The organism is Pseudomonas wayambapalatensis, from assembly GCF_049942315.1.
Classification (GTDB): Bacteria; Pseudomonadota; Gammaproteobacteria; order Pseudomonadales; family Pseudomonadaceae; genus Aquipseudomonas; species Aquipseudomonas wayambapalatensis.
Window position 1 is genome coordinate 71,507 of the sequence record NZ_JBNFMU010000200.1, and the last position, 19,173, is coordinate 90,679.

Sequence of the window (19,173 nt, forward strand, 5' to 3'; positions counted from 1 at the left end):
ATCATTACCGAAGACCTTTGACGAGAGCCTGCCATGAGTGAAGAGATCCTGATCAACATCACGCCAATGGAGTCACGTGTGGCAGTGGTGGAGAACGGAGTGCTGCAGGAGGTGCATGTCGAGCGCACCCAGCGCCGTGGCATCGTCGGCAATATCTACAAGGGCAAGGTGGTGCGTGTGCTGCCTGGCATGCAGGCCGCCTTCATCGATATCGGCCTGGAGCGTGCGGCGTTCATCCACGCCTCGGAGATCTCCCAGCGTGAAGGCTCGGCGGTCGAGACCATCACCGCGCTGGTCCACGAAGGCCAGGCTCTTGTGGTGCAGGTGACCAAGGACCCTATTGGCACCAAGGGCGCGCGCCTGACTACCCAGCTGTCGATTCCGTCGCGCTACCTGGTGTACATGCCGCGCAGCAGCCATGTCGGCATTTCGCTGAAGATCGAAGACGAAGCCGAGCGTGACCGTCTCAAACAGGTGGTCAGCGATTCGATGACGCAAGAGAACATCAAGGATGCCGGTGGCTTCATCCTGCGTACCGCCGCCGAAGGCGCGCGCGCCGAAGACATCCTCCAGGACATCCGCTACCTGCGTCGCCTTTGGGAGCAGATCGGCAGCCAGATCCAGACCTGTGGTGCGCCGACCGTGATCTACGAAGACCTCGGCCTGGCGCTGCGCACCTTGCGCGACCTGGTCAATCCAAAGATCGAGAAGATCCGCATCGACTCGCGGGAGACCTTCCAGAAGACCACGCAGTTCGTCGGCGAGCTGATGCCCGAGATCGCCGACCGCCTGGAGCACTATCCCGGCGAGCGGCCGATCTTCGACCTCTATGGGGTCGAGGACGAGATCCAGCGCGCCCTGGAACGCAAGGTGCCGCTCAAGTCCGGGGGCTACCTGGTGGTCGACCCCGCCGAGGCGATGACGACCATCGACGTCAACACTGGCGCTTTCGTCGGCCATCGCAACCTCGAAGAGACCATTTTCAAGACCAACCTCGAAGCAGCCACGGCTATCGCGCGGCAACTGCGCCTGCGCAACATCGGCGGCATCATCATCATCGACTTCATCGACATGGAAGACGAAGAGCACCGCCGCCAGGTTCTGCGCACGCTGGAAAAACAGCTTGAGCGCGACCATGCCAAGACCAACATCATCGGCATCACCGAGTTGGGCCTGGTACAGATGACCCGCAAGCGCACCCGTGAAAGCCTCGAGCAGGTGCTGTGCGAGCCCTGCCTGGCCTGCCAGGGGCGTGGCAAGCTGAAGACGCCAGAGACTATTTGTTACGAAATCTTCCGCGAAATCCTCCGCGAGGCGCGGGCCTATCAGGCAGAAGGCTACCGGGTGCTGGCCAATCAGAAGGTCGTCGATCGTCTGCTCGATGAAGAGTCGGGTAACGTCGCCGAGCTGGAGGCCTTCATCGGGCGAACCATTCGCTTCCAGGTCGAGTCCATGTATTCCCAGGAACAATATGATGTGGTGCTGCTCTGACGCGTTCTGAAATCGTTCGCCCAGTGGCGAAAATGCCGCTTGCGGCCATAGTTAATGGACGACTCGGAGGGCAATGGCCATGGAACGTCTGACCCGCGTTCTTGGCGCGTTGACCCGCTGGGGGCTGGGGCTGTGTGCCCTGCTGGCAGTGCTGGTGGCGCTGTATGTCAGCCTCGGTCGGCAACTGGTGCCGCTGGTGGCCGAATACCGGACCGACCTTGAAGACAAGGCCCAGCAAGCCTTGGGCCTGCCCGTGCATGTGGGGGCGCTCGAGGGGCGATGGAGTGGCCTGGCCCCGGTGCTCAGGCTGCGCGACCTGCAATTGGGCGAGGGCTCGGCGGCCTTGCGCCTGGATGACGTCAAGCTGGTGCCCGACCTGTGGGCCAGCCTGAAGGCCCGAGAAGTGCGGTTGGCGCATGTCCAGCTAGGCGGCCTGCAGCTGATCCTGCATGAGGACCAGCAAGGCGCCTGGACCCTTGAAGGCCTGCCGAAGAAAGACGATGCGCCCATCGACCCGGCCCAATTGCTGCAACGCCTCCAGCAACTGGGCAGGGTCGATGTGTTCGACAGCCAGGTCACGTTCCAGCCGTGGCGCCGTGATTCAGTCACGCTCACTTATGTCAGCCTTGGCCTGCAGGCCGGTCCGTCGCGCCAGCGCCTTGAGCTGCGCGCGACCTTGCCCGACGGCCAACCCCTGGCGTTGAACCTGCGCAGCCGCGCCACCCCTGACGCCTGGCGTGACGGGCGGCTGGAGGCCTACGCCAGCCTGCCGCAGAGCGATTGGGCGCGCTGGGTGCCGCCAAGCCTGCTCGGCCAATGGCGAGCCAAGACGCTGCGTGCGGGGGGCGAATTCTGGATCGACTGGAACAAAGGCCAGTTGCAGCGCGCCGTCGCCCGCCTGAACGCGCCGCAACTGCGCGGCGCCTATGTCGGGCGCAAGACCGTGACCCTCGACAACCTGGCGCTGTCCAGTTGGGTGCGCCGGGGTAAGGAAGGCTACGAGATCGTGGTCGATTCGTTGGCGGCGAGTATCGGTGAAACCCGCTGGGAAACCCACCTGCAAGCGCGCCAGCGCCGTGGGCAGGAGGCCGCTGGGGAGACGTGGCAGGTCCAGGCCGATCGCCTCGACCTGACGCCGTTGACCCCACTGATCGATGGCCTGGCACCGCTGCCGGACAACCTGATGACCGTGGTCGATGCCCTGAACGTGACCGGTACACTGCGCAATGTTCAGCTCGACATCCGTCCCCATGCCGAAGGTGACCAGCGCCTGCAGTTCGCCGCCAATCTCGACAAGATCGGCTTCGATGCGTATCACGGCGCGCCCGCAGCGGGCAATGTCAGCGGCAGCATCAGCGGCGATCTCGGGCACGGCGAACTGCGCCTTGATACCGATGCCTTCATGCTGCACCTGTACCCCATCTTCGGCAAACCCTGGCACTACCAGAAAGCCAATGCCCGCCTGACCTGGGCGCTGGACAAGGACGGCTTTACCCTCATCGCGCCCTACATCAAGGTGCTGGGCGATGAAGGCAAGATCGCCGCCGATTTTCTCATTCGCTTCAGGTTCCACGAGGAGCAGGCCGACTATATGGACCTGCGCGTCGGCCTCACCGAGGGCGATGGCCGCTACACGGCCAAGTACCTGCCGGAAGTGCTCAGCCCGGCGCTGGACGAGTGGCTTCGCAGTGCCATCGTCAAGGGGGCGGTCGACGAGGGCTACTTCCAGTACCAGGGATCTCTGAACCACAACGCGCCGGCGCATTCGCGCAGCATCAGCCTGTTCTTCAAGGTGCATGATGCGGCCCTCGATTTCCAGCCGGGCTGGCCGCAGGTGCAGCAGGTGGACGGCAATGTGTACATCGAGGATACCGGTGTGCGCATCCAGGCCAGCAAGGGCCTGCTGCTGGACACCCGAGTCAGTGATGTCAGCGTCAACATCCCCCATGTCGAGGGCGACCAGCATAGCCGCCTGTACCTGGACGGCGAGTTCGACGGCAGCCTGGGTGACGGCCTGAAGATTCTGAAAGAGGCGCCGATCGGCACTGGCGAGATCTTTGCCGGCTGGGAAGGCGAGGGCCCGCTGCAGGGCAAGGTCAAACTGGACATCCCGTTGGAACACGGTCTGCGTCCCAAGGTGCTGGTGGATTTCTCGACTTCCGATGCCCGGCTCAAGGTGGAGCCGCCGGAGCTCGACCTGAGCCGCCTGAAGGGCGACTTCACCTTCGATCTCGACAAGGGCCTGAGCGGCAAGGGCATCAGTCTCCAGGCCTTCGACAGGCCGGTGACCGCGCAGATTCTCGCCGAAGGGCAGGGTGGCCAGATCCAGACCCGGATCAACGCCACCGGCCAGGTGCCGCTCAAGTCGTTGACCGACTGGCTGCAGTTCAAGCAGGCACTGCCGGCCTCGGGCGACATTCCCTACCAACTGCAGGTCAGCCTGGGTAGCCGCGACAATCGCCTGAGCGTCAACTCGTCGCTCAAGGGCCTGACCATCGACCTGCCAGCGCCCTTCGGCAAGACGGCGGCCGAGTCACGCGGCAGCAGCTTCAGCATGAACCTGCAGGGTGGTGAGCGGCGCTTTGATGCGAGCTACGCCGATGTGGCGCGGTTGGCCTATGCGGCCTCGCTCGACAAGCTGGCCCAGGGACGCGGCGAGCTGGTGCTGGGCGGTGGCGATGCGCTGGTGCCGGGCGGCCAGGGTCTGCGGGTGCGCGGGCGGCTCGAATCGCTGGACCTCGAGCCCTGGCAGCAGCAGTTGGACAAGTATGCTGGCCAGGATCCAGGTGGCAGCGCTCGTCAGAGCCTGCAGGGTGTGGATGTGAGCATTGGCCAGTTGAAGGCATTCGGCACCGACCTCAACCAGGCGGTGGTGCGCCTGGCGCGTGTTGCCAGCGCCTGGGATCTGCGCCTGGACAGCAAGGAAGTGATCGGCAATGCGCGGATCCCGGATGCCAAGGCCGCGCCCATGGTGGTGAAGCTGCAGACCTTGCGCCTGCCGCCTGCCGATCCGCAGGAGGCCCAGGCCGAAGATGCGCCTGATCCGCTGGCCACCTTCGACCCGCGCAAGGCGCCGGCCCTGGACCTGAGCATCGACAAGTTGTATCGCGGCGACGACCTGTTCGGCAGCGCCTCGGTCAAGCTGCGGCCGAATGCCCGTGGTGTGTCCCTGGGCGACATCGACCTCAATCTCAAGGGCCTGCACATCGACGGCAGCGGCGGCTGGGAAGGTGTTCCCGGCAGCACCAGCAGTTGGTACAAGGGGCGCCTGGACGGCAAGGACCTGGGCGATGTGCTCAAGGCCTGGGGCTTCGCGCCCACGGTCACCAGCCGCGACTTCCGCATGGACGTCGATGGCCGTTGGCCGGGTTCGCCGGCCTGGGTCAGTCTCAAGCGATTCTCCGGTAGCCTCGATGCCTCGCTGCGCACCGGCCAGTTCGTCGAGGTCGAGGGTGGCGCCCAGGCGTTGCGGGTGTTCGGCCTGCTCAACTTCAACTCGATTGGTCGCCGTCTGCGCCTGGACTTCTCCGACCTGTTCGGCGAGGGGCTTGCCTATGATCGGGTCAAGGGCCTGCTGGTGGCCAGCGAGGGCGTCTATGTGACCCGTGAACCGATCGCTGTCACCGGCCCCTCCAGCAATTTCGAGCTCGATGGCACACTCGACTTTGTGCGCGACCGTATCGATGCCAACCTGCAGGTGACCCTGCCGGTCACCAACAACCTGCCGTTGGCGGCGCTGATCGTCGGGGCGCCTGCGGTCGGTGGCGCATTGTTCCTGGTCGATCGACTGATCGGTGATCGGGTCGCGCGCTTCGCCAGCGTGCACTATCGGGTCGAAGGTCCGGTCAAAGAGCCTAAAATCACCTTTGTGAAACCTTTCGATAAATCGCGTTAGGAGTGGTCATGAAGTCAGCAGTGATCCAGATGGTCAGCCAGGACGGCGTACTGGCCAACCTGCAGCGGGCTCACGTGCTGCTGGAACAGGCGGCTGACAGCGGCGCACGGCTGGCGGTGCTGCCGGAGAATTTCGCGGCCATGGGCCGGCGCGATGCCGCGGCGATCGGTCGCGCTGAAGCGCTTGGCGAAGGCCCGATCCTGCCCTGGTTGAAACGCGCCGCACGCGACCTCAAGTTATGGATTGTTGCCGGCACCTTGCCGTTGCCCCCGGTCGGTCAGCCCGAGGCCAAGTCACATGCCTGCTCGCTGCTGGTCGACGACCACGGCGAGATCGCCGCGCGTTACGACAAGCTGCACCTGTTCGATGTGGACGTGGCCGACAACCGTGGGCGCTACCGCGAATCGGACGATTACGCCCATGGCGCGCAGGTGGTGGTGGCCGATACACCGGTTGGGCGCCTGGGCTTGTCGGTGTGCTACGACCTGCGCTTTCCCGAGCTCTACAGCGCCCTGCGCGCTGCCGGGGCCGAGCTGATCAGCGCTCCGTCGGCGTTCACTGCGGTGACCGGCGCGGCACATTGGGAAGTGTTGATCCGTGCCCGCGCCATCGAAACCCAGTGCTATATGCTGGCCGCCGCGCAGGGCGGCAGCCATCCAGGCCCACGGGAAACCCATGGCCATGCGGCGATCGTCGACCCTTGGGGGAGGATCGTCGCCGAACATGCGCATGGCGAAGCGATATTGCTCGCCGAGCGCGACGCTGAAGAACAAGCGTCCATACGGGCGCGTATGCCGGTCGTTTCGCACCGGCGCTTTTTCTCGCAGGACGCCTTGCGGCCTGCGCACACCTCGGAGTGACTATGAGCCAGATGTTATCCACCGTCAGCGAGCAGCTCCTGGCCCCGGGCGGACTGACCCTGGACAGCCTGCAGGCTGTGCTGGGTGAGTTGGCAGGGCCCGGCATCGACGCTGCCGACCTGTATTTCCAGGGGCAGATCTCGGAAACCTGGGCACTGGAAGACGGTATCGTCAAGGAAGGCAGTTTCAACCTCGACCAAGGTGTCGGCGTGCGTGCGTTGTCCGGCGAGAAGACCGGCTTCGCCTACAGCAACGCGATCAATCTTGAAGCCTTGACGTCAGCGGCGCGCGCCGCCCGCTCGATTTCCCGCGCTGGCCAGAACGGTAAGGTGCAGGCCTTCCGCAGTCAGGACGTGACCGCCCTGTATGCACCGAACAACCCGCTCGATGTCCTGAGTCGGGCCGAGAAAGTCGAACTGCTCAAGCGCGTCGATGCCGCCACCCGTGCCCTCGATCCACGCATTCAGCAGGTCAGCGTGAGCATGGCGGGTGTGTGGGAGCGCATCCTGGTGGCGGCGGCCGATGGCAGCCTGGCCGCTGATGTGCGGCCGCTGGTGCGTTTCAACGTCAGCGTCATCGTCGAACACAACGGTCGCCGCGAGCGGGGCGGCCAAGGCGGGGGCGGGCGTACCGACTACCGCTACTTCACCGAAGAGCGGGTGATGGGCTACGCCCGCGAGGCGCTGCGCCAGGCGCTGGTCAACCTTGAGGCGCAGCCTGCGCCGGCCGGCACGCTGCCGGTGGTGCTCGGTCCCGGTTGGTCGGGCGTACTGCTGCATGAAGCGGTCGGCCACGGCCTGGAAGGCGACTTCAACCGCAAGGGCAGCTCCGCCTACAGCGGCCGGATCGGTGAGGCGGTGGCGTCGAAGCTGTGCACCATCGTCGATGACGGCACGCTGGAAGGCCGTCGCGGTTCGCTGAGCGTCGATGACGAAGGCACCCCGACCGAATGCACCACCCTGATCGAGAACGGCATCCTCAAAGGCTACATGCAGGACAAGCTCAATGCCCGCCTGATGGGCATGGCGGTTACCGGCAATGGTCGGCGCGAATCCTACGCGCACCTGCCGATGCCGCGCATGACCAACACCTACATGCGTGCCGGCGAGAGCGACCCGCAGGAGATCATCGCCTCGGTGAAGAAGGGCATCTACTGCGCCAACCTCGGCGGTGGTCAGGTGGACATCACCAGTGGCAAGTTCGTGTTCTCCACCAGCGAGGCGTACCTGATCGAAGACGGCAAGATCACCGCGCCGGTCAAGGGCGCGACCCTGATCGGCAATGGTCCTGAGGCGATGAGTCGGGTGTCGATGGTCGGTAACGACCTGGCCCTGGACAGCGGCGTCGGGACTTGTGGCAAGGATGGGCAGTCGGTGCCGGTTGGCGTTGGCCAGCCGACCCTGAAGCTGGACGCGATCACCGTGGGCGGTACCGGGGCCTGATGGCACGCGCTGCCTGCAGGAGCGGCCTCGTGTCGCGACGCGAGGCCGCTCCTGCAGGCGGTCAGTGGCAGGGCTCAGCGCAGGCCGCGCTGGAGCTCGTCGAGGTCGCGGATGTACTTGAACACCTTGCGCGCAGCGGCTGGCGGTTTGTTCCGCGCCTTTTCGTGCTGGGCATGGCGGATCAGCGAGCGCAGTTGCTGGCGATCGGTATCGGGGAACTCCTGGACGAAGCGCTCGAGGTCTTCGTCGTTGCCGTCGATCAACCGGTCGCGCCAGCGCTCGAGGCCGTGGAAACGTTCGTTGTACTGGCGCGTGGAGCTGTCTATCTGCTCGAGCAGCGCATGGATGGCATCCAGGTCCTGTACGCGCATCAGCTTGCCGACGAACGACATGTGGCGTTTGCGGGCACCGTGGGCAGTGTGTTTGGACGCTTCCTCCAGTGCTTTGCGCAACTCGTCGGTGAGTGGCAGGCGCGCGAGGATATCGGGCTTGAGCGTGGTGAGGCGCTCGCCGAGTTCGACCAGCGCATGCAGCTCGCGCTTGATCTGGGTCTTGCTTTTTTCGCCGTCGAAGGCGTCGTCGTATGAATCAACCATGGTGGCAGTCCGCAGGAAATCGCCGCCATGATAACCAGTCGGGGGCCGCTTTGTCCGGCCCGGTCGAAGAATGACCCTCGCCGAACGCAGAATTTGAGTGGAGAAAACCATGAGTGCAGTCCAGAGCATAGGTCCGAAGGACCTGCCAGCGTTGCAGGAGCAGGTCGAGGCGATCGTTGCCGAAGCACGCCGCCAGGGCGCCAGTGCCTGCGAGGTGGCGGTTTCGCTGGAGCAGGGCCTGTCCACCAGCGTGCGCCAGCGCGAGGTCGAGACGGTCGAGTTCAACCGTGACCAGGGCTTTGGCATCACCCTCTACGTGGGCCAGCGCAAGGGGTCTGCCAGTACGTCGGCGAGCGGTCCCGAGGCCATTCGCGAAACGGTGGCTGCTGCACTGGCAATCGCCAAGCACACTTCCGAGGATGAGTGTTCGGGCCTGGCTGACGCGGCGCTGATGGCGCGCGAAATGCCTGACCTCGACCTCTACCACGACTGGGACATCGAGCCCGAGCGTGCCATCGAGATGGCCCTGGAGTGCGAAGCGGCCGCCTTCGATGCCGACAAGCGCATCCTCAATGCCGACGGCACCACCCTCAACACGCACCAAGGGGTACGGGTGTATGGCAACAGCCATGGCTTCATCGGCGGCTACGCCTCGACCCGCCACAGCCTGAGCTGTGTGATGATCGCCGAAGGCGAAGGGCAGATGCAGCGCGACTACTGGTATGACGTCAATCGCCAGGGCCAATTGTTGGCCGACCCGCGCAGTATCGGCCAGCGTGCTGCCCAGCGTGCCGCCAGCCGTCTGGGCGCACGACCTGTGCCGACCTGCGAGGTGCCGGTGCTGTTCGCGGCGGAACTGGCCGGCGGCTTGTTCGGCAGCTTCCTGTCGGCAATCTCCGGCGGCAACCTGTACCGCAAGTCGTCGTTCCTCGAAGGCACCCTGGGCCAGCGTCTGTTCCCGACTTGGCTGACCCTCGACGAGCGTCCGCACATTCCGCGCGCGCTGGGCAGTGCCGCGTTCGACGGCGATGGCCTGGCCACCTATGCCAAGCCGTTCATCGACAAGGGCGAACTGGTGTCCTACATCCTCGGCACCTATGCCGGTCGCAAGCTCAAGCTGCCAAGCACCGCCAACGCTGGCGGCGTGCATAACCTGTTCGTCACCCATGGCGTCGAAGACCAGGCCGCACTGATCCGTCGCATGGGGCGCGGCCTGCTGGTGACCGAGCTGATGGGGCATGGCCTGAACATGGTCACGGGTGACTACTCCCGTGGCGCTGCGGGTTTCTGGGTGGAGAACGGTGAAATCCAGTTCCCTGTTCAGGAAGTGACCATCGCCGGCAATATGAAGGACATGTTCCAGCAGATTGTCGCGATTGGCAGCGATATTGAAACGCGCAGCAATATTCACAGCGGTTCGGTGCTGATCGAACGGATGACCGTCGCCGGTAGCTGACGGTGCACGTCTGACCTACGCTTTACGACAAACCCGGCCATCGCGCCGGGTTTTTTGTTTGTGGTCTCGCCCTTGAAGTGATTCTATTTATCAATTAATAATGAATATCATTATCCATTAACCCTCGGCGATGATGTTCATGAAAACCGTCCTCCACGAATTGCCCTACCTGGAAAACTGGCGCTGGCTGAGTCGGCGCATCCGCTGCGCCCTCGAGCCGGACGAGCCACGGCTGATCGAACATTACCTGGCCGAGGGGCGCTATCTGGTCTGTTGCACCGAGACCTCGCCCTGGACCGTGGCGCTGACCTCCTTCCGCCTGCTGCTGGATACCGCCTGCGACCGCATGTTGCCTTGGCATTGGCGCTGCCAGTGCCTGGATCAGGCCTGGCGCCCGCTGCTTGACCTGCGCAACCTCGACCGCCGCGAGCAGAACGAGCGCTGGCAGCCTTATGCGCTGCAACTGGCCAACTGCGTGTTGCTGCCTTCGATTTCCCCCGATGAACTGATGCAAGGATCCGATGATGAGTAATACCCGTATCGAGCGTGACAGCATGGGCGAACTGCAGGTGCCGGCCCAGGCCCTGTATGGTGCCCAGACGCAGCGCGCGGTCGACAACTTCCCGGTCAGCGGCCAGCGCATGCCGCTGCAGTTCATCCGGGCACTGCTGTTGGCCAAGGCCGCAGCAGCCAAGGCCAACATCGCGCTGGGGCAACTGAGCGCGGAGCAGGGCGGTGCCATCGTCAAGGCGGTCGAGCAACTGCTGGCCGAGGACTTCATCCAGCATTTCCCGGTGGACGTGTTCCAGACCGGTTCCGGCACCAGTTCCAACATGAACGCCAACGAGGTGATTGCTACCTTGGCCAGCCGGGTGCTGGGTGACAAGGTCAACGCCAACGACCATGTCAATTGCGGTCAGAGCAGCAACGACATCATTCCGACCACCATTCACGTCAGCGCAGCGCTGGCCTTGCACGAGCAACTGCTGCCGGCTCTGGGGCATCTGGTCCAGGTGATCGAGGCCAAGGCTGTCGAGGTTCACCGTTATATCAAGACCGGCCGCACCCACCTGATGGATGCCATGCCAGTGCGCATGAGCCAGGTGCTGGGGGGCTGGGCGGCACAGATCAAGGGCGCCCAAGCGCATCTGGAAGCCACCTTGCCCGCCCTGCAGGCGCTGGCCCAGGGCGGTACAGCGGTCGGCACTGGCATCAATGCCCACCCGCAGTTCGCCGTGGGCTTTGCCCGTGAACTGAGCGACTTGACCCGCATTCCGTTCACCCCTGGCGAAAACCTGTTCGCCTTGATCGGCTCCCAGGACACGGCCGTGGCGTTGTCCGGCCAGCTCAAGACCACCGCTGTCGCGCTGATGAAGATCGCCAACGACCTGCGCTGGATGAACTCCGGCCCTCTGGCCGGGCTTGGCGAAATCGAGCTCGAGGGGCTGCAGCCGGGCTCTTCGATCATGCCGGGCAAGGTCAACCCGGTGATCCCCGAAGCCACCGCGATGGTTGCCGCGCAGGTCATCGGCAACGACGCGACCATCGCCGTTGCCGGCCAGTCGGGCAACTTCGAACTCAATGTCATGCTGCCGGTGATCGCTCGCAACCTGCTGGAGAGCATCGAGCTGATGGCCAACGCCAGCCGCCTGCTGGCAGACAAGGCTATTGCCAGCTTCAAGGTCAATGAGCCGAAGCTCAAGGAGGCGCTGTCGCGCAACCCGATCCTGGTCACGGCACTGAACCCGATCATCGGCTACCTCAAGGCCGCCGAGATTGCCAAGACCGCCTACAAGCAAGGTCGCCCTATCGTGGAAGTGGCGCTGGAGCATACCGACCTGTCGCGTGACCAGCTCGAGGCCCTGCTGGACCCGGAAAAACTCACCGCTGGCGGTATCTGATCCACGGTCCTCGCCCAGGAGACACGTCATGCAGCATTGGAAACGCACCACGGAAACCGCCAATCGCCTGTTCGAACAAGGTGAGCTGGTAGACGCCCGGGAACACTACCTGCAAGCCCTGGCCCTGGCCCAGGTGCTGTTCGAGCGCTGGCATGACGTCGACGAGGCGGTGGCGGCCTTCGTCATTGCCCATCACAACCTGGCTGACCTGCACCTGCGCCTGAACCAGCCCCACGAGAGCGCCGATTACCTGTGTGCGGCCCACCAGAGGCTGCTCCAGGCCAGTCAGGAGCCGCGCCTGCCCCAGGCGCTGCGTGATGCCGCGTTGCGCCACAGCGGGCGCACCTACACCGAGCTGTTGAGCTTTATCGCCGAATACGGCCAGTACCCACGCACCGAGCGCCTGCTCAATCGCCATGTGCCTGAAGCGAGCGAACTGGCTGCCCGGCCGGATGCCACTCACCGTTCACCTGCATACGGAATTCACTGACATGCCCCACACCTTGCCTGCTCTGCCTTACGCCTACGATGCGCTGGAGCCGCACATCGATACCCAGACCATGCAGATTCACCACAGCAAGCACCACCAGACCTATGTGAACAACCTCAACGCCGCCATCGAAGGGACCGAGTGGGCCGAATGGCCGGTCGAAAAATTGGTCGGCGCGGTCAAGCAGCTGCCCGAAAAGCTGCAGGGAGCGGTAATCAACCAGGGCGGCGGCCATGCCAACCATGCGTTGTTCTGGACCGTGATGTCGCCCAAGGGCGGTGGCCACCCCCAGGGTCAGGTGGCCCAGGCCATCGATACGCAGCTCGGTGGCTTCGAGGCGTTCAAGGACGCATTCACCAAGGCTGCGCTGACCCGTTTCGGCAGCGGTTGGGCCTGGCTCAGCGTCACCCCGGCCAAGACGCTGGTGGTGGAGAGCAGCGGCAACCAGGACAGTCCGCTGATGCACGGCAACACACCGATCCTGGGGTTGGACGTGTGGGAGCACGCCTACTACCTGAAGTACCAGAACCGTCGTCCCGAATATATCGGTGCCTTCTACAACGTCGTCGACTGGACGGAAGTGGAACGTCGCTACCTTGAAGCCCTGAAGTGAGTCGATCTGCCATGCGCTCCGAGGTGATGTCTGTCAGCAGTGTGCGCCTGTTCCGACTGGCGCTTGGGACTTTGCTGTTGCTGGTCGGCACGGCGCTGTTGGTGGCGCGGGGCATCGCCTGGCTGGACCTGGAACCGCGCATGTTACGTGCGCTCGAAGGCGGCGCACTGTGCGCGCTGGGCACGGCGTTGGGCGCGGTACCGGTGCTGGTGATCCGCAACATGCCGGTAGCGGTGGCTGACACCTTGCTTGGCTTCGGCGCCGGGGTGATGCTGGCGGCCACCGCGTTCTCCCTGATCATCCCGGGTCTTGATGCGGCGCAGTCCATCGGCTTCAGCCCTTGGGGCGCCGGTGGTCTGGTCAGTGTCGGGTTGTTGCTCGGGGCGCTGTGCCTGTTCCTGGTCGACTTGCGAATCTCCGGGGTTTCGCCGGAATCCATGGTCGGGCAGGGCAATCAGCCGGTGATCGCTGCGCGTATCTGGCTGTTCGTGGCCGCGATCATTGCGCACAACATCCCGGAAGGTATGGCCATTGGTGTTTCAGCGGGTGGCGGCATGCCGGACGCTGACAGCCTGGCCATGGGCATTGCCCTGCAGGATGTGCCTGAAGGGCTGGTGATTGCGTTGGTGTTGGCGGGGGCAGGGATGTCGCGGTTCAAGGCCTTCCTGATCGGTGCAGCATCCGGGCTGGTGGAGCCGGTGGCGGCGGTGATCTGTGCCTGGCTGGTGAATGTCGCCGAACTGCTGCTACCGCTGGGGCTTGCGTGTGCGGCGGGAGCGATGTTGCTGGTGGTGACCCAGGAAATCATTCCCGAGTCGCGCAGCAATGGCAATCACCGCCTGGCAAGCCTGGGGCTATGCATCGGTTTCTGCCTGATGATGGTGATGGACACCGCGATGTCCTGAGGCTGCCGGGCGAGAGGCGGGGCGAGGGCTTACTCGCCTTCGTCGAAATAATTGTTGATCAACGCCACCAGTGCATCCAGTGCGTCGTTGTCCTGCTCACCCTCGGTATGCAGGTGCACCTGGGTGCCTTTACCTGCGGCCAGCATCATCACTGCCATGATGCTCTTGCCGTCCACCAGCTTGTCGGGGGCGCGCCCGACTCGAACCTGGCAGGGAAACTTCCCGGCCACGCCGACGAACTTGGCTGCCGCCCGGGCGTGCAGGCCCAGCTTGTTGATGATGGTGATTTCGCGGGCGGGCATCGTGGGGTGGATCCTGTGGGTTAGAGGTCGCGGTGACGGACCTGGACGTTTTTCAGGGTTTGCTGCAGCAGTTGTCCGAGGCGCTCGGTGATATAGACAGAGCGGTGGTGTCCGCCGGTGCAGCCGATGGCGATGGTGACATAGGCGCGGTTGCTGGCGGCAAAGCGCGGTAGCCATTTAAGCAGATAGCTGGAGATGTCCTGGAACATTTCCTCGACGTCCGGTTGTGCTGCCAGGTACTCGATCACCGGAGCTTCAAGGCCCGAGTGCTCGCGCAGCTCGGGTTTCCAGTAAGGGTTTGGCAGGCAGCGCACGTCGAACACCAAGTCGGCGTCCACCGGCATGCCGCGCTTGAAACCGAAGGATTCGACGAGAAAAGCGGTGCCGGGCTCAGGCTGGTTAAGCAGGCGCAGCTTGATCGAGTCACGCAGTTGGTAAAGATTGAGGCTGGTGGTATCGATCTTGAGGTCGGCAAGGTCGGCGATGGGGCCGAGCAGCTCACTTTCGACGCGGATGGCTTCGGCGAGCGAACGGTCCGCGTTGGTCAGGGGGTGGCGACGGCGGGTTTCGGAGAACCGCTTGAGCAGCGTGTCTTCGTCGGCGTCCAGGTACAGCACGTCACACTGGATGTGACGGGCGCGCGCTTCCTCGAGCAATTCGGGGAAGCGCGACAGATGGCTGGGTAGATTGCGCGCATCGATGGACACGGCGACCTTGGGTTGCATCAGTTCGGTGTTGATCAGCGCGTTTTCCGCCAGCTGCGGCAGCAACCCGGCGGGCAGGTTGTCGATGCAGTAGTAGCCGTTGTCTTCCAGCACATCGAGCGCGGTGCTCTTGCCGGAGCCGGACCGGCCGCTGACGATGATCAGGCGCATGTTCAGTGCTCGTTCTGTGCGTCCAGGACTACCTGGTAGAGGGCTTCGCTGCTGTCGGCGGCACGCAGGCGATCACGGACTTCCTTGCGATCGAGCATGCTGGCGATCTGGCGCAGCAGTTCGAGGTGGGCATCGGTGGCCGCTTCCGGGACCAGCAGCACGAACAGCAGGTCCACGGGGGCGCCGTCGATGGCGTCGTAGTCGATGGGTGCGTCCAGGTGCAGCAGGGCGCTGACGGGGGCGGTACAACCTTCCAGACGGCAGTGGGGAATGGCGATGCCATTACCGAAGCCGGTGGAGCCCAGTTTTTCGCGAGCGATGAGCTTTTCGAAGACGTCTTGCATCGCAAGCTCAGGTACTTGCTCGGCAATCAGGGTGGCGACCTTTTCCAGGGCGCGCTTCTTGCTGCCGCCCGGCACGTTCACGAGGGAACGGCCGGGGGTCAGGATGGTTTCAAGTCGGATCATGGATGAGGGGGATCAGCGGGCAGCTGCACCTTGCAGCAGGCTTTGCTGTTTTTCCTTGTGTTTTTTCAGTTGGCGGTCGAGCTTGTCAGCCAATGCGTCGATCGCGGCATACATGTCTTGGTGTTCAGCGTTGGCGACCACTTCGCCGCCGGGAATCTGGAGTGTTGCTTCAACCTTCTGCTGCAGCTTCTCGACCTTCATGATCACCGTTGCATTGGTGATCTTGTCGAAATGCCCTTCCACGCGGGCGAGCTTCTCGAGCACGTATTCGCGCAGTGGTTGGGTGACTTCTACATGCTGGCCACTGATGTTGACTTGCATACAGCTTCTCCTTTGTTGCCCGTGCATAAAGAGGCAGGTATTGCACCTGCCACTGAAACGCTGTGGCACATCCCGGGGCTACATCAATCGCTTGCGCTCGCTCGATGGGGCAATCCCCAGCGATTCGCGGTACTTGGCGACGGTGCGGCGGGCTACCTGGATGCCTTGTGCCTCCAGTAAACCAGCGATCTTGCTGTCACTCAATGGCTTTTTCTGATTTTCCGCGGCCACCAGTTTCTTGATGATCGCGCGGATCGCCGTAGACGAGCATTCGCCGCCTTCGGCGGTGCTCACATGGCTCGAGAAAAAGTATTTCAATTCGTAGATGCCACGGGGAGTGTGCATGTACTTCTGCGTGGTGACCCGCGAAATGGTCGACTCGTGCATGCCCACCGCCTCGGCGATGTCATGCAGCACCAGGGGCTTCATGGCTTCATCGCCGTGGTCGAGGAAACCACGCTGGTGTTCGACGATCTGGGTCGCCACTTTCATCAGTGTCTCGTTGCGGCTTTGCAGGCTCTTGATGAACCAGCGCGCTTCCTGCAACTGGTTGCGCATGAAGGTGTTGTCCGCGCTGGTGTCGGCACGGCGGACGAAGCCTGCATACTGCGGATTGACCCGCAGGCGCGGCACCGCTTCCTGGTTCAGTTCGACCAGCCAGCGGTCGCTGTCCTTGCGCACGATGACGTCTGGAATCACGTACTCCGGCTCGCTCGATTCGATCTGCGAGCCCGGGCGCGGATTGAGGCTTTGCACCAGCTCGATGACCTGGCGCAGCTCGTCTTCCTTGAGCTTCATGCGACGCATGAGCTGGCTGTAGTCGCGGCTGCCGAGCAGGTCGATGTAGTCGGTGACCAGGCGCTGGGCCTCGGCCATCCACGGCACGCTCGCCGGCAGTTGGCGCAGTTGCAGCAGCAGGCATTCGCCCAGGTTGCGGGCGCCGACGCCGGCCGGCTCGAACTGCTGGATGCGGTGCAGCACGGCTTCGACTTCATCCAGCTCGATGTCCAGCTCCGGGTCGAATCCGGCGCAGATTTCCTCGAGGCTGTCTTCCAGATAGCCCTGATCGTTGATGCTGTCGATGAGAGTGACAGCGATCAGGCGGTCGGTGTCGGACATCGGTGCCAGGTTGAGCTGCCACAGCAGATGGCTCTGCAAGCTTTCGCCGGCCGAGGTGCGCGTGGTGAAGTCCCACTCGTCGTCATCGTTGCTGGGCAGGCTGCTGGCGCTGGTCTGGTAGATGTCTTCCCAGGCCGTGTCGACCGGCAATTCGTTGGGGATGCGCTCGTTCCACTCGCCCTCTTCGAGGTTTTCCGTGCTGACGGTGGTTTCCTGGAAGCTGTTGTCCTGGGCTTCGGTGGCAGGTTTGCTTTCGCCGTTTTCCGCCATCGGATCGCTGTTGTCGAAGTCGTCGCCGTCTTCCTGACGTTCGAGCATCGGATTGGACTCCAGCGCTTCCTGGATTTCCTGTTGGAGGTCCAGGGTGGAGAGCTGGAGCAGACGGATGGCCTGTTGCAACTGCGGGGTCATCGTCAGTTGCTGGCCCATTTTTAGGACGAGCGATGGTTTCATGGCTGGGGCTTAATACCTTGTTCGCCGGCGCGCATGCGCCATCCACTACAGGGCGCCGGAGCGCCAAATCTTAAGCAAGTTATATGCCTGAAATTGTAGCGTTTGCCTAGAGCACTGTAACACTTAAGCCCGTTTCACCAGGCTTTTCCAATGCTCCAGGCAGGTCCCGGGGATCAGAGTCGGAACTCGTGGCCCAGGTAGACTTCCTTGACCAGCTGGTTGGCCAGGATGGTCTCGGCGTCGCCTTCGGCGATCAGTTGACCATCGTTGACGATGTAGGCGGTCTCGCAGATGTCGAGTGTTTCGCGCACGTTGTGGTCGGTGATCAGCACGCCGATGCCCTTGGTCTTCAGATGGTGGATGATCTGTTTGATATCACCCACGGAAATCGGGTCGACGCCAGCGAAGGGTTCGTCCAGCAGGATGAACTTCGGTGCAGTCGCCAGGGCGCGAGCAATTTCGACGCGGCGGCGTTCGCCACCGGACAGGCTCATGCCGAGGTTGTCACGGATGTGGCTGATGTGGAACTCCTGCAGCAGGCTTTCCAACTCCTTGCGCCGTCCATCGCGGTCCAGGTCCTTGCGCGTTTCGAGGATGGCCATGATGTTGTCGGCGACCGACAGCTTGCGGAAGATCGACGCTTCCTGCGGCAGATAGCCGATGCCTGCCTGGGCCCGGCCGTGCATGGGCTGGTGGCTGACATCGTGGCTGTCGATGAGCACGCGCCCTTGGTCGGCCTGGACCAGCCCCACGATCATGTAGAAGCAGGTGGTCTTGCCGGCGCCGTTGGGGCCGAGCAGGCCGACGATCTGGCCGCTGTCGATCGACAGGCTGACGTCGCGGACGACCTGGCGGCCCTTGTAGCTCTTGGCCAGGTGCTGGGCTTTGAGGGTTGCCATTTACTCGGCCTTTTTCTTCGGTTGGATCACCATGTCGATACGCTGACGAGGTGCGGTCACGTTGCCACCACGACCGGCGGTCGCCACCTGAGTCTTGGTGTTGTAGACGATTTTCTCGCCTTCGGTGGTGTTGCCTTCGTTCTCGACCTTGGCGCGGTCGGTGAGGATGACGATATCCTTTTGCGCCTGGTACTGGATGGTGACGGCCCAGCCCTTCATCTTGTCGGGCTTGGCGGCGCTCTGCTGCTGCTCGAAGTAGGCCAGGTTGCCCACCGAGGTCACGACGTCGATGTCGCCCGAGGCGGCGCGAGTCATGGTCACGGTATTGCCTTTGATCATCATCGAGCCCTGAGTGATGATCACATCGCCCGTGTAGGTGGCAACGCCCTGTTTGTCGTCCAGGTGCGCGTTGTCCGCCTGGATGCGGATCGGCTGGTCACGGTCGTTCGGCAGGGCGAAGGCGCTCGCGCTTCCCAGTGCTGCGCTCAGGCTGAGCAAAAGGGGGAGGGTTTTAACGAGCCTCATACTGTCCTCTTACGTTGGACAGCAGGTCCATCCTGCCGTCTTCCAAATATGCTTTCATTCCTACGCCCGTAGTCGTGCCACCGGCGCCGTCGATTCTAACGGCTTGATCGGTCTGCGCATATTGCTTCTGCGGGAACACGGTCATCCGGCTACTGGTGATCAGGGTGTCGCGTTGTTTTTCGTCGGTGCGGGCGATCCGCACGTTGTCGATCAGTTCGACCTCGGTGCCGTCCGGATTGACCTCGGCGCGCACGCTCTGCACGTGCCATGGGAATGCTGTCCCACGGTAGATGTGCATGTCTGGCGTGGTCACCAGGGTGACTTCGCTGGCTTTCAAGTGTTCGACCTTGTCCGCGGTCATTTCGTATTGCAGCCTGCCGTCGGGCAGGAACTGTACGCTGTGGGCGTTGATCGCATAGTAGTCGATGGCGCTTTCGTCGACCTGTGCCGTGGGCTTGTCGAGGAAGCTCTCAGGGCTGATGTTCCAGTAGCCGATCGCAACCAGCAGCGCAGCGATGGCTGCCAGCAGCACGGCGTTTCGAAGTTTCTTGCTGAGCATGGCG

General features: G+C 63.3%; 19 protein-coding genes. 10 read left to right on the forward strand and 9 right to left on the reverse strand.

The window, feature by feature from the left end; all coding sequences use genetic code 11:
- Window positions 1–33 precede the first annotated feature (33 nt).
- The 4 genes from rng (at window position 34) to tldD (ending at window position 7,688) form a co-directional block, all read left to right on the forward strand.
- The gene (gene rng / locus ACPZMI_RS16650; protein WP_186667824.1) at window positions 34–1,491 is read left to right on the forward strand and encodes a ribonuclease G; all 1,458 of its coding nucleotides are present in this window, start codon (window positions 34–36) and stop codon (window positions 1,489–1,491) included.
- Window positions 1,492–1,564: 73 nt separating this feature from the next.
- On the forward strand, window positions 1,565–5,386 hold the full coding sequence (locus ACPZMI_RS16655) for a YhdP family protein (protein ID WP_426352682.1): 3,822 nt from the start codon (window positions 1,565–1,567) through the stop codon (window positions 5,384–5,386).
- Between the two features lie 8 nt (window positions 5,387–5,394).
- The gene (locus ACPZMI_RS16660) at window positions 5,395–6,246 is read left to right on the forward strand and encodes a carbon-nitrogen hydrolase family protein (RefSeq protein ID WP_426352683.1); all 852 of its coding nucleotides are present in this window, start codon (window positions 5,395–5,397) and stop codon (window positions 6,244–6,246) included.
- A gap of 2 nt (window positions 6,247–6,248) precedes the next feature.
- On the forward strand, window positions 6,249–7,688 hold the full coding sequence (gene tldD / locus ACPZMI_RS16665; protein ID WP_186667830.1) for a metalloprotease TldD: 1,440 nt from the start codon (window positions 6,249–6,251) through the stop codon (window positions 7,686–7,688).
- A 74-nt stretch (window positions 7,689–7,762) separates the two neighbouring features.
- Here the strand turns inward: tldD and yjgA are convergent, their stop codons facing one another.
- Complete coding sequence (yjgA, locus tag ACPZMI_RS16670; protein ID WP_054894391.1) at window positions 7,763–8,284, reverse strand: ribosome biogenesis factor YjgA; 522 nt, start codon at window positions 8,282–8,284, stop codon at window positions 7,763–7,765.
- Window positions 8,285–8,393: 109 nt separating this feature from the next.
- Between yjgA and pmbA the strand changes: the two genes are divergently transcribed.
- The 6 genes from pmbA to ACPZMI_RS16700 all read left to right on the forward strand — a co-directional run bounded on the left by pmbA (window position 8,394) and on the right by ACPZMI_RS16700 (window position 13,649).
- The gene (gene pmbA / locus ACPZMI_RS16675) at window positions 8,394–9,740 is read left to right on the forward strand and encodes a metalloprotease PmbA (protein WP_125930677.1); all 1,347 of its coding nucleotides are present in this window, start codon (window positions 8,394–8,396) and stop codon (window positions 9,738–9,740) included.
- A 130-nt stretch (window positions 9,741–9,870) separates the two neighbouring features.
- Window positions 9,871–10,272: a FagA protein gene (locus tag ACPZMI_RS16680; protein ID WP_426352684.1), complete on the forward strand. Its 402-nt coding sequence runs from the start codon at window positions 9,871–9,873 to the stop codon at window positions 10,270–10,272.
- Window positions 10,265–11,641: a class II fumarate hydratase gene (locus ACPZMI_RS16685; protein WP_426352685.1), complete on the forward strand. Its 1,377-nt coding sequence runs from the start codon at window positions 10,265–10,267 to the stop codon at window positions 11,639–11,641. Before ACPZMI_RS16680 ends, ACPZMI_RS16685 begins: the two co-directional genes overlap by 8 nt.
- A 28-nt stretch (window positions 11,642–11,669) precedes the next feature.
- Window positions 11,670–12,131 carry a hypothetical protein gene (locus tag ACPZMI_RS16690; protein WP_186667833.1) on the forward strand — a complete coding sequence of 154 codons (462 nt, stop codon included), beginning with the start codon at window positions 11,670–11,672 and terminating at the stop codon, window positions 12,129–12,131.
- Window position 12,132: 1 nt separating this feature from the next.
- The gene (locus ACPZMI_RS16695; protein ID WP_186721679.1) at window positions 12,133–12,744 is read left to right on the forward strand and encodes a superoxide dismutase; all 612 of its coding nucleotides are present in this window, start codon (window positions 12,133–12,135) and stop codon (window positions 12,742–12,744) included.
- A gap of 11 nt (window positions 12,745–12,755) precedes the next feature.
- Window positions 12,756–13,649, forward strand: coding sequence for a ZIP family metal transporter (locus ACPZMI_RS16700; RefSeq protein WP_288374561.1), 894 nt, complete (start codon window positions 12,756–12,758; stop codon window positions 13,647–13,649).
- Between the two features lie 29 nt (window positions 13,650–13,678).
- Here the strand turns inward: ACPZMI_RS16700 and ACPZMI_RS16705 are convergent, their stop codons facing one another.
- The 8 genes from ACPZMI_RS16705 to lptC all read right to left on the reverse strand — a co-directional run bounded on the left by ACPZMI_RS16705 (window position 13,679) and on the right by lptC (window position 19,169).
- Complete coding sequence (locus ACPZMI_RS16705) at window positions 13,679–13,951, reverse strand: HPr family phosphocarrier protein (protein ID WP_054894385.1); 273 nt, start codon at window positions 13,949–13,951, stop codon at window positions 13,679–13,681.
- Between the two features lie 20 nt (window positions 13,952–13,971).
- Window positions 13,972–14,826, reverse strand: coding sequence for an RNase adapter RapZ (gene rapZ, locus ACPZMI_RS16710; protein ID WP_186667835.1), 855 nt, complete (start codon window positions 14,824–14,826; stop codon window positions 13,972–13,974).
- Window positions 14,827–14,828: 2 nt separating this feature from the next.
- Window positions 14,829–15,293: a PTS IIA-like nitrogen regulatory protein PtsN gene (ptsN, locus tag ACPZMI_RS16715; RefSeq protein WP_186667836.1), complete on the reverse strand. Its 465-nt coding sequence runs from the start codon at window positions 15,291–15,293 to the stop codon at window positions 14,829–14,831.
- A 12-nt stretch (window positions 15,294–15,305) separates the two neighbouring features.
- Window positions 15,306–15,614: a ribosome hibernation-promoting factor, HPF/YfiA family gene (gene hpf, locus ACPZMI_RS16720; RefSeq protein WP_054894382.1), complete on the reverse strand. Its 309-nt coding sequence runs from the start codon at window positions 15,612–15,614 to the stop codon at window positions 15,306–15,308.
- A gap of 78 nt (window positions 15,615–15,692) precedes the next feature.
- The gene (locus ACPZMI_RS16725; RefSeq protein ID WP_186667837.1) at window positions 15,693–17,186 is read right to left on the reverse strand and encodes an RNA polymerase factor sigma-54; all 1,494 of its coding nucleotides are present in this window, start codon (window positions 17,184–17,186) and stop codon (window positions 15,693–15,695) included.
- Between the two features lie 173 nt (window positions 17,187–17,359).
- The gene (gene lptB, locus ACPZMI_RS16730; protein WP_426352686.1) at window positions 17,360–18,085 is read right to left on the reverse strand and encodes an LPS export ABC transporter ATP-binding protein; all 726 of its coding nucleotides are present in this window, start codon (window positions 18,083–18,085) and stop codon (window positions 17,360–17,362) included.
- Window positions 18,086–18,610, reverse strand: coding sequence for a lipopolysaccharide transport periplasmic protein LptA (lptA, locus tag ACPZMI_RS16735; protein ID WP_065863249.1), 525 nt, complete (start codon window positions 18,608–18,610; stop codon window positions 18,086–18,088).
- A complete protein-coding gene (gene lptC / locus ACPZMI_RS16740) occupies window positions 18,597–19,169 on the reverse strand; it encodes an LPS export ABC transporter periplasmic protein LptC (RefSeq protein WP_186667840.1) in 573 nt (190 codons plus the stop codon). The genes lptA and lptC overlap by 14 nt, the downstream gene beginning before the upstream one ends.
- Window positions 19,170–19,173: the final 4 nt, after the last annotated feature.

Bases quoted from the DNA above. Each gene is read 5' to 3' on its own strand.
- rng (WP_186667824.1), top strand. From the start codon at position 34: ATGAGTGAAGAGATCCTGATCAACATCACGCCAATGGAGTCACGTGTG.
- ACPZMI_RS16655 (WP_426352682.1), top strand. From the start codon at position 1,565: ATGGCCATGGAACGTCTGACCCGCGTTCTTGGCGCGTTGACCCGCTGG.
- ACPZMI_RS16660 (WP_426352683.1), top strand. From the start codon at position 5,395: ATGAAGTCAGCAGTGATCCAGATGGTCAGCCAGGACGGCGTACTGGCC.
- tldD (WP_186667830.1), top strand. From the start codon at position 6,249: ATGAGCCAGATGTTATCCACCGTCAGCGAGCAGCTCCTGGCCCCGGGC.
- yjgA (WP_054894391.1), bottom strand. From the start codon at position 8,284: ATGGTTGATTCATACGACGACGCCTTCGACGGCGAAAAAAGCAAGACC.
- pmbA (WP_125930677.1), top strand. From the start codon at position 8,394: ATGAGTGCAGTCCAGAGCATAGGTCCGAAGGACCTGCCAGCGTTGCAG.
- ACPZMI_RS16680 (WP_426352684.1), top strand. From the start codon at position 9,871: ATGATGTTCATGAAAACCGTCCTCCACGAATTGCCCTACCTGGAAAAC.
- ACPZMI_RS16685 (WP_426352685.1), top strand. From the start codon at position 10,265: ATGAGTAATACCCGTATCGAGCGTGACAGCATGGGCGAACTGCAGGTG.
- ACPZMI_RS16690 (WP_186667833.1), top strand. From the start codon at position 11,670: ATGCAGCATTGGAAACGCACCACGGAAACCGCCAATCGCCTGTTCGAA.
- ACPZMI_RS16695 (WP_186721679.1), top strand. From the start codon at position 12,133: ATGCCCCACACCTTGCCTGCTCTGCCTTACGCCTACGATGCGCTGGAG.
- ACPZMI_RS16700 (WP_288374561.1), top strand. From the start codon at position 12,756: ATGCGCTCCGAGGTGATGTCTGTCAGCAGTGTGCGCCTGTTCCGACTG.
- ACPZMI_RS16705 (WP_054894385.1), bottom strand. From the start codon at position 13,951: ATGCCCGCCCGCGAAATCACCATCATCAACAAGCTGGGCCTGCACGCC.
- rapZ (WP_186667835.1), bottom strand. From the start codon at position 14,826: ATGCGCCTGATCATCGTCAGCGGCCGGTCCGGCTCCGGCAAGAGCACC.
- ptsN (WP_186667836.1), bottom strand. From the start codon at position 15,293: ATGATCCGACTTGAAACCATCCTGACCCCCGGCCGTTCCCTCGTGAAC.
- hpf (WP_054894382.1), bottom strand. From the start codon at position 15,614: ATGCAAGTCAACATCAGTGGCCAGCATGTAGAAGTCACCCAACCACTG.
- ACPZMI_RS16725 (WP_186667837.1), bottom strand. From the start codon at position 17,186: ATGAAACCATCGCTCGTCCTAAAAATGGGCCAGCAACTGACGATGACC.
- lptB (WP_426352686.1), bottom strand. From the start codon at position 18,085: ATGGCAACCCTCAAAGCCCAGCACCTGGCCAAGAGCTACAAGGGCCGC.
- lptA (WP_065863249.1), bottom strand. From the start codon at position 18,610: ATGAGGCTCGTTAAAACCCTCCCCCTTTTGCTCAGCCTGAGCGCAGCA.
- lptC (WP_186667840.1), bottom strand. From the start codon at position 19,169: ATGCTCAGCAAGAAACTTCGAAACGCCGTGCTGCTGGCAGCCATCGCT.